The organism is Protofrankia sp. Cas4 (assembly GCF_963555915.1).
Taxonomy (GTDB): Bacteria; Actinomycetota; Actinomycetes; order Frankiales; family Frankiaceae; genus Protofrankia.
Map to the genome: position 1 here is coordinate 14,249 of NZ_CAUVXL010000256.1, position 431 is coordinate 14,679.

At 65.0% G+C, this 431-nt stretch carries 1 pseudogene; it reads right to left on the reverse strand.

The window, feature by feature from the left end:
* Positions 1-273, reverse strand: a pseudogene (locus U9979_RS23155) (hypothetical protein); the annotation flags it as partial.
* Positions 274-431 lie beyond the last annotated feature (158 nt).

Genomic DNA, 431 nt, shown 5'->3' on the forward strand with positions numbered 1-431 from the left:
GTAGTCGTCGGTGGTCAATGTGCCGTTCCCCACCAGCGACACGCCCCACGCGAGCATGTCCACCCCGGCCGGAACCACCGGCGTCGTCGCGTTCGCCTGCAGGTACGTCGCGGACGCGCCCAACTGCGCCAGGTCTGTCCAGTACCCCCAACCCGCCGACGTATGCGTGAACAGCGTGATGGAATTCTGGGTCGCCGTCGACGTGTACCACACCGACAGGTCATAGGTCTTACCCGGAACAACGACCGGCGCGCAGCCGGCCGTCTCACTCACCAACAGCTTCCGATCACCACTCACATACTTCGAGACCGTGATCTGGTATGCCTTCGACCCGGTATGGGCAGTCGTGCTCGAACCCCACGACACGGTGTTGCTGCCCCACCCCGACTGCTCCCAGCACGTCGGCGTCCCAGCGGCGTTCACCGTCTCCA